The organism is Mesorhizobium sp. M1307 (assembly GCF_040318155.1).
Classification (GTDB): domain Bacteria; phylum Pseudomonadota; class Alphaproteobacteria; order Rhizobiales; family Rhizobiaceae; genus Mesorhizobium.
This window is the reverse complement of record NZ_JAMYLR010000087.1, coordinates 1-6179: the sequence shown is the minus strand read 5'-3', so window position 1 is coordinate 6179 and position 6179 is coordinate 1. Positions and strand designations below refer to the sequence as shown.

Below are 6179 nucleotides of genomic sequence, written 5' to 3'. Positions count from 1 at the left end.
GGGATGACCGGCCGCACCTTTTTGTCCGAGCATCGGCTTGCCAAAACCGCTTTGGACTTGGGTCAGCTGGAAATAACCGGAGACGATCATGTCGCGCATCGGAATCCACTCATTCGTCTGGTCGGCGAGCTCGGCGCAGGGCGACCTCGAGCGGACGCTGGCCAACACCAGGGAAGCCGGCTTCGACCTGATCGAATTCTCCTATCTCGACCCCGCCAATGTCGACATTGACGGCTTGGCCAAGCGGATCGCCGATCTCGGCCTCGGCGTTGCGATCAGCATTGGACTGCCGGCCGACGGCGATATTTCGAGCGCCGACAAAACGATTGCGGCGCACGGCGTCGAAATCCTGGAACGTACGATCGCGCTGACCCGCGATCTCGGCGGCCAGAAGGTTGCCGGCATCCTCAGCACCAGCCACGGCTTGCAGAGCGAGGCGCCGACGCGTGACCAGTGGAACCGCAGCGCCGGCACGCTGGCCGAGGTGGCCGAGACAGCAAAATCAGCCGGCGTCAGCCTCAACCTCGAGATCGTCAACCGCTTCGAAAGCAACCTGCTCAACACCGCCGCGCAAGGCATGGCCTTCATCGCGGACAGCGGCTCCGACAACATCTTCCTGCATCTCGACAGCTTCCATATGAACATCGAGGAGGCCGATGTCGGCTTGGCCATTCGCAACGCCGCAAAGAAGATCGGCTATGTCCATATCGGCGAGAGCCATCGCGGCTTCCTCGGCACGGGCAACATCGATTTCGCCGCGATCTTCGATGCGCTGACCGCCATCGGCTACAGCGACGACCTCAGCTTCGAATCCTTCTCGTCGGAAATCGTCGATGAGAACCTGTCGCGGAAAACCGCCATCTGGCGCAATCTGTGGACCGACAATATGGAACTGGCCAAGCATGCGCGCCGCTTCATCGCGCTGGGACTGGAGACGGCACGACGCAAGGCCGAGCTTGTTTCCGCAACGCATCGGCCTTGAGCCCTCGCAGTTCCGAAGTCGATCTGGTTAGGCCAGAGGCGCTATATTAGCCGGCAAAACGCGGCCCAAGTTCCTCGATGCGGCGAATCATCGCCTGGAAATCCTCCGAGATGCGCTGGTGCAGGTGAACCGCCAGCTCCGGGTATTCCTCAAGGATGCGGCGGAACATCTTGCGGCTGAGCCGCAGCACTTCCGAATCGATTTCGGCGGAGGCGCTGGTCAGCCGGTTGGTATCGGCGATCAGCGCCAGTTCGCTGAGCATGGTGCCGGGGCCGGCGGTGCCGATCGGGATGCGCTCGCCATCGTGCTCGCGGTAGAGGACGATGCGGCCGCTGATCACGATATAGGCGCAATCGGCCGCGTCATCCTCGCGGTAAAGCTTGTGGTCGGCTTGCAACCTGGTGGTTTCGGCGCCGAAGGCGAGCAGACGCAGTTGTTCCTGCGTAAAGCCCTCGAAGAGCCCCACGGTGGACAGGATGCGGATGTCGTCATCCAGCGCCATCTAGCTATGTCCCCGAACCGTCAGTCCGACTCCTCCCCTACGAGGCCGATCCAAAACCACCTCCAGCCTCAGGACCGTACCCGAAAAGCGCCCCGCCCGGATCGCTTATTTGAATAATGAAATGTTTAAGGAACCAGCTTGTAGCCGCCGCTTTCTGTCACGAGAATTTCCGCGTTGGAAGGATCGCGCTCGATCTTCTGGCGCAGCCGGTAGACGTGAGTTTCGAGCGTATGCGTGGTGACGCCGGAATTGTAGCCCCAGACTTCCTCCAGCAGCACGTCGCGGGTCACCACCTTCTGGTCGGCACGGTAGAGATATTTGATGATCGAGGCTTCCTTTTCGGTCAGCCGCACCTTGGCGCCGCGCGGGTCGATCAGAAGCTTCTGGCTGGGCTTGAACGTGTAGGGGCCGACCGAGAAAGTGGCGTCCTCGCTCTGTTCGTGCTGGCGCAACTGCGCGCGGATGCGGGCCAGCAGCACGGCAAAACGGAACGGCTTCGTCACATAGTCGTTGGCGCCGGCCTCGAGGCCAAGGATGGTGTCGGAATCGGTATCATGGCCGGTCAGCATGATGATCGGCGCCTTGTAGCCGCCCTTGCGCAATATCTTTACCGCCTCGCGGCCATCCATGTCGGGCAGGCCGACATCCATGATGAGCAGGTCGATGAGCCCGCCACGCGCCGTGGCGACGCCTTTGGCGGCGGTCGCTTCCTGCAGGACATCGAATTCCTCATAAAGCGACAATTGCTCGACAAGGGTGCCGCGCAGGTCGTCATCGTCGTCGACGATCAGAATGGTGCGTGAAGTCATGGATCAATCCATTGTTTTGAAAAGAGATTTCAGTTGACCGCTGCCTGTTTATGCGGAAGCTGACCGGCACAACAGCCGTTCACAGTGATTTGTTCCGTGGCACGATCATACAAGAAAAAACACGATCGCAATGCAGTCGGCGCAATTTTGCCTAAAGGGCTCACCGTGCTCACCGTGCGCGCGCGCCCCGGCCAACCCAGCCAGGGCTTTCTGCAGGCCGGCAAACTAGTGTTTCCATGTGCGCTGGGGCATGGCGGCATCTCGGCCGGCAAGCGCGAGGGCGATGGCGCCACGCCGCTTGCCTCGATGCGGATATTGTCGGGATATTTTCGCGGCGACCGTTTTGCCGGCGGCCGCCGGACGCGGCTGGCGATGACGCCGATCGGCCGCGACCTCGGCTGGTGCGAAGTGCCTGGGGACCGCAACTACAACCGCCCGGTCAAAATCCCCTATGGCGCCAGCCATGAGCGGATGCTGCGCACCGACGATCTCTATGACGCCTGCCTGGTGCTGGACTGGAACATTGTGCCGCGCCGGCGCGGGCGCGGCAGCGCCATCTTCTTCCACCTGGCGCGCCCCGGCTTCACGCCGACGCAAGGCTGCGTCGCGGTAACGGCCCGCACCATGGCACGGCTGCTGCCGCTGCTGTCGGAGCGGACGGTGGTAAGGGTGGTAAGGTAAGGGAGTAGGGGAATAAGGGAGTAGGGGAATAGGGGAATAGGGCAGTAAGAGTAGAGACAGGGGCGGGCGCGCCGCTTAGCTTTCCTACTCCCCTACTCCCCTACTCCCCTACTCCCCTACTCCCCTACTCCCCTACTCCCCTACTCCTTTGCCAGGCCGAGCCGGCCGAGTTCGCGGTCCATGGCGCGTGCGATGTCCTTGCGTTCGCCGCCGATGTCGCGAAGCTGGCGATCGGAGAGATCCTCGACATTTTGGTAGGGAAGATTGACCGCGATTTTTGCGTGCCGAAGCCAGTCAAGCACGGCGCGCAGCCAGGCCGGGCGGAGGGTTACCGAGCGCAAGGCGATGTCAGACATGGTGCAATCCGCTTCTCCGGACATCAAATCCGGTTTGATGTTTCTTCGATGCTCAGAGCATGGCGGATTGAAATTAAAACGGGAAACGAGTAGTTTTTTCTGCATCTTCAAGTTTTGTTTGAGGATTGCAATGCTCGACCGAACCCTCCTCGTCTGGCACTGATGGCGCGCCTGCTGCCTGGAACCCGTGCGCTGCGGACGCTGGAGGCAGCGGCGCGGCACCTCAATTTCACCCGCGCCGCCGACGAGCTCGGCCTGACGCCGGCAGCGGTCAGCCATCAGATCAAGGAAATCGAGGATCAGCTCGGCATCGTGCTATTCACACGCACCAGCCGCACGATCCGGCTTACCGAGGCGGGCGCGGTGCTGTTCGAAGCGTCGACCGATGCGCTCGACCTGCTTGGCCGGGCCGTTTCACGGGCGCAGAAGACGGCGCGCGGATCGGCGCTGCTGAAGGTCACCCTCGATGCGCAATTCGCGACGAAGTGGCTGATGCGGCGCGTCGACGATTTTCGCAAGCAGCATCCGGCAATCGAGCTGCGTTTCGACATCAGTTACGAGGTGCGCGACTTCGATCGCGACGACGTCGATCTCGGCATCCGTTTCGGCACCGGCAAATATCCGGGGCTTCGCTCGCACCGGCTGTTCGAAAACGTCATCATCCCCGTCTGCAGCCCGGCCTTGCTGCGGTCAGGGCCGCCGCTCAAGGAGCCGCGCGACCTGTTCCATCATACGCTGGCCCATATCGAGTGGTCGCGCCAGGGCGTCACCTGGCCGAATTGGAGCATGTGGATGGCGGCGGCGGGCGTCGACGATTTCGACGACAGCCGGACCATCGTGTTCGGCAATTCGACGGATGCCGTCCAGGCCGCGCTCGACGGCAACGCGGTCGCGCTCGCCGATTTCGCCATGGTGGCAAACGATCTTTCGGAAGGCAGGCTGATCCGGCCGTTCGAACTCGGCATCAAGGTCGCGCCTGAATTCGCCTATTTCCTGGTCTATCCGGAGACCGCGGCGAATGATCCGCGCATCGTCGCCTTTCGCGATTGGCTTCTTGAGGAAATCGCCAGGACCCCGACCTGACGGTCAGCCCGCCGCCGCGCCGAACCAGCCGATCACCGCGCCGATGAGAAGCAGCACGCCGAGCCAGTGACCAACATCGATGAGCGTCAGATCCCAGCCGAAACCTTCGTAGCGATGGTTGACCGAAAGCGTGGTGGCGACGAACCCCAGCCAGAGAACGAAGCCGAAGATCACCCCGGCAAGCAGGCTCGGCTCGCCGCCGGTTACGGCGCCGATGATCAGCGACATGACCAGCGCCATGACGAGCTCCGCGATGAAGGAGACGACGAAGGGCAGCATCGATTTGCTCATCGTCGCCGGATCAAGCTTGGCGGCCTTCAGCCACGGCTTGCTCAAGCCCATGTACCAGGCCCCGCCGAACAACCACGCCACGACGGCGGCGACGATTACCGCCAGCCAATTGATTGCTGAAAAATCCATGGTTCCCTCCGGTCGATTGCGCGATGGAACGCCTGTTCGGCGATGCCGTCAAGCAAGACGCCAGACGGTGGTGCGCTTGACCTCGGCGTCCTCCAGCGCCCGGGTCACCGCCACTTGATAGACGGCAAGCGGCTCCAGTCCCGCCCTCGGCAGATAGGAGCGGCCGGGATCGCCGACGAGAATGTCGGCGCCGCGCGCCTTCAGCGCGACGAACCATGGCATCAGCCTGTCGGCGAAAGTTTTGTCGTAGAAGACGTCGCCGGCCAGCACCAAGTCCCAGCCGGCATCGCTGCCGATGCAGTCGCCGATGAGGAATTTTATCTCGGTCCCATTTGCCTCGGCATTGAGGCGGATGGCGGTCGCGCAGAACGGGTCGATATCGGCGGCGATCACCTCGGCAGCTCCGGCCTTCACCGCGGCAATGGCGACAAGGCCGGAGCCGGAGGCGAAGTCCAGCACGCGCTTGCCGCGCACCGCCGCCGGATTGTCTAGGATGTAGCGGGCAAGGCCTTGGCCGCCGGCCCAGGCAAAAGCCCAGAAGGGCGGCGGCAGGCCGATTTCGGTCAGCTCGTCCTCGGTCCGCCGCCACAGTTCGTGCGCCTCGTCGGCCAGCTGCAGGCGGATCTCCGGCACATGTGGCGGCGCCATCAGCGCCGTGTTGTCGAGGATGAATTTCCTGGCGCTGTCCGGCGTCAGCGCCGTCATGGCGCCGGCGTCAGGCCGCCCATGCGGCAAACCTCTTGCCATTCGGCCGGCGTCACCGGCTGCACAGACAGCCGCCCAAGCCGCACCAGCGCCATGTCGGCCAGCTTTTGATTGGCCTTGGCTTGCTCCAGCGTCACCGGCTTCGGCATGGCCTTGAAGGCGCGGATGTCGACGCACTCCCAGCGGGGATCGTCGGTGGTGCTGTCCTGATGGGCCAGAGCGCAGACTTCGGCGATGCCGACGATGTCCAGCCCGTCATTGGAATGGTAGAAGAAGCCGAGATCGCCGATCTGCATCGCCTTCATGTTGTTGCGCGCCGCATAATTGCGCACGCCGTCCCATTGCGTGCCGGCCTTGCCCTTGGCCTTGAGGTCCTCGAAGGAGAAGACCGAAGGTTCGGATTTGAACAGCCAGTAGTTCATCTCAGTTGTCCCGTTGCCGTTGTCGGTTTGTCGCTATCCAGCGTTGGCGCTGCCCCTCACCCTTACCCTCTCCCCGTAAGGACGGGGAGAGGGGTCGCCAGCGCTGGAGCTTCTCCCTTCTCCCCGTTCTTCACGGGGAGAGCGACTGTCTTGGCTGTCAAGTTGTTTGCCACGGTTTTTGATCCCGGACGATAGCGTTGAGAATGGTGAGAAGCTTGC

Annotated in this window: 9 protein-coding genes; 3 read left to right on the top strand and 6 right to left on the bottom strand. The window is 62.6% G+C overall.

Features of this window, described 5'->3' with window-relative positions; genetic code table 11:
* Nucleotides 1-88 precede the first annotated feature (88 nt).
* A complete protein-coding gene (locus tag NKH16_RS34485; RefSeq protein WP_352749648.1) occupies nt 89-982 on the top strand; it encodes a sugar phosphate isomerase/epimerase family protein in 894 nt (297 codons plus the stop codon).
* Nucleotides 983-1028: 46 nt separating this feature from the next.
* Here the strand turns inward: NKH16_RS34485 and NKH16_RS34480 are convergent, their stop codons facing one another.
* Both NKH16_RS34480 and NKH16_RS34475 read right to left on the bottom strand, forming a co-directional pair.
* Entirely contained in the window at nt 1029-1484 is a 456-nt protein-coding gene (locus NKH16_RS34480; protein WP_352749646.1) for a Crp/Fnr family transcriptional regulator, read from the bottom strand.
* Nucleotides 1485-1609: 125 nt separating this feature from the next.
* Entirely contained in the window at nt 1610-2293 is a 684-nt protein-coding gene (locus NKH16_RS34475; RefSeq protein ID WP_023680479.1) for a response regulator transcription factor, read from the bottom strand.
* Between the two features lie 144 nt (nt 2294-2437).
* Here NKH16_RS34475 and NKH16_RS34470 point away from each other — a divergent pair, with 144 nt between their 5' ends.
* The gene (locus tag NKH16_RS34470) at nt 2438-2974 is read left to right on the top strand and encodes a L,D-transpeptidase family protein (RefSeq protein WP_245274862.1); all 537 of its coding nucleotides are present in this window, start codon (nt 2438-2440) and stop codon (nt 2972-2974) included.
* A 140-nt stretch (nt 2975-3114) separates the two neighbouring features.
* On the opposite strand, the gene NKH16_RS34465 is transcribed toward NKH16_RS34470, so the two are convergent.
* On the bottom strand, nt 3115-3330 hold the full coding sequence (locus tag NKH16_RS34465; protein WP_352903880.1) for a hypothetical protein: 216 nt from the start codon (nt 3328-3330) through the stop codon (nt 3115-3117).
* A 162-nt stretch (nt 3331-3492) separates the two neighbouring features.
* Here NKH16_RS34465 and gcvA point away from each other — a divergent pair, with 162 nt between their 5' ends.
* The gene (gene gcvA / locus NKH16_RS34460) at nt 3493-4413 is read left to right on the top strand and encodes a transcriptional regulator GcvA (protein ID WP_352681917.1); all 921 of its coding nucleotides are present in this window, start codon (nt 3493-3495) and stop codon (nt 4411-4413) included.
* A 3-nt stretch (nt 4414-4416) separates the two neighbouring features.
* On the opposite strand, the gene NKH16_RS34455 is transcribed toward gcvA, so the two are convergent.
* From NKH16_RS34455 to NKH16_RS34445, 3 genes are read right to left on the bottom strand one after another with little or no spacing between them, the layout of a single operon-like run.
* Nucleotides 4417-4833, bottom strand: a complete 417-nt coding sequence (locus NKH16_RS34455) for a DUF1761 domain-containing protein (RefSeq protein WP_352509119.1) — start codon at nt 4831-4833, stop codon at nt 4417-4419.
* Nucleotides 4834-4881: 48 nt separating this feature from the next.
* Complete coding sequence (locus NKH16_RS34450) at nt 4882-5538, bottom strand: class I SAM-dependent methyltransferase (protein ID WP_352705002.1); 657 nt, start codon at nt 5536-5538, stop codon at nt 4882-4884.
* Nucleotides 5535-5960 (bottom strand): EVE domain-containing protein, encoded by a 426-nt coding sequence (locus NKH16_RS34445; protein ID WP_352456302.1) that lies wholly within the window; start codon nt 5958-5960, stop codon nt 5535-5537. Before NKH16_RS34445 ends, NKH16_RS34450 begins: the two co-directional genes overlap by 4 nt.
* Between the last annotated feature and the right edge of the window lie 219 nt (nt 5961-6179).

Excerpts from the sequence above, each read along its gene's own strand:
- NKH16_RS34485 (WP_352749648.1), top strand. The coding sequence starts at position 89 with ATGTCGCGCATCGGAATCCACTCATTCGTCTGGTCGGCGAGCTCGGCG.
- NKH16_RS34480 (WP_352749646.1), bottom strand. The coding sequence starts at position 1,484 with ATGGCGCTGGATGACGACATCCGCATCCTGTCCACCGTGGGGCTCTTC.
- NKH16_RS34475 (WP_023680479.1), bottom strand. The coding sequence starts at position 2,293 with ATGACTTCACGCACCATTCTGATCGTCGACGACGATGACGACCTGCGC.
- NKH16_RS34465 (WP_352903880.1), bottom strand. The coding sequence starts at position 3,330 with ATGTCTGACATCGCCTTGCGCTCGGTAACCCTCCGCCCGGCCTGGCTG.
- gcvA (WP_352681917.1), top strand. The coding sequence starts at position 3,493 with ATGGCGCGCCTGCTGCCTGGAACCCGTGCGCTGCGGACGCTGGAGGCA.
- NKH16_RS34455 (WP_352509119.1), bottom strand. The coding sequence starts at position 4,833 with ATGGATTTTTCAGCAATCAATTGGCTGGCGGTAATCGTCGCCGCCGTC.
- NKH16_RS34450 (WP_352705002.1), bottom strand. The coding sequence starts at position 5,538 with ATGACGGCGCTGACGCCGGACAGCGCCAGGAAATTCATCCTCGACAAC.
- NKH16_RS34445 (WP_352456302.1), bottom strand. The coding sequence starts at position 5,960 with ATGAACTACTGGCTGTTCAAATCCGAACCTTCGGTCTTCTCCTTCGAG.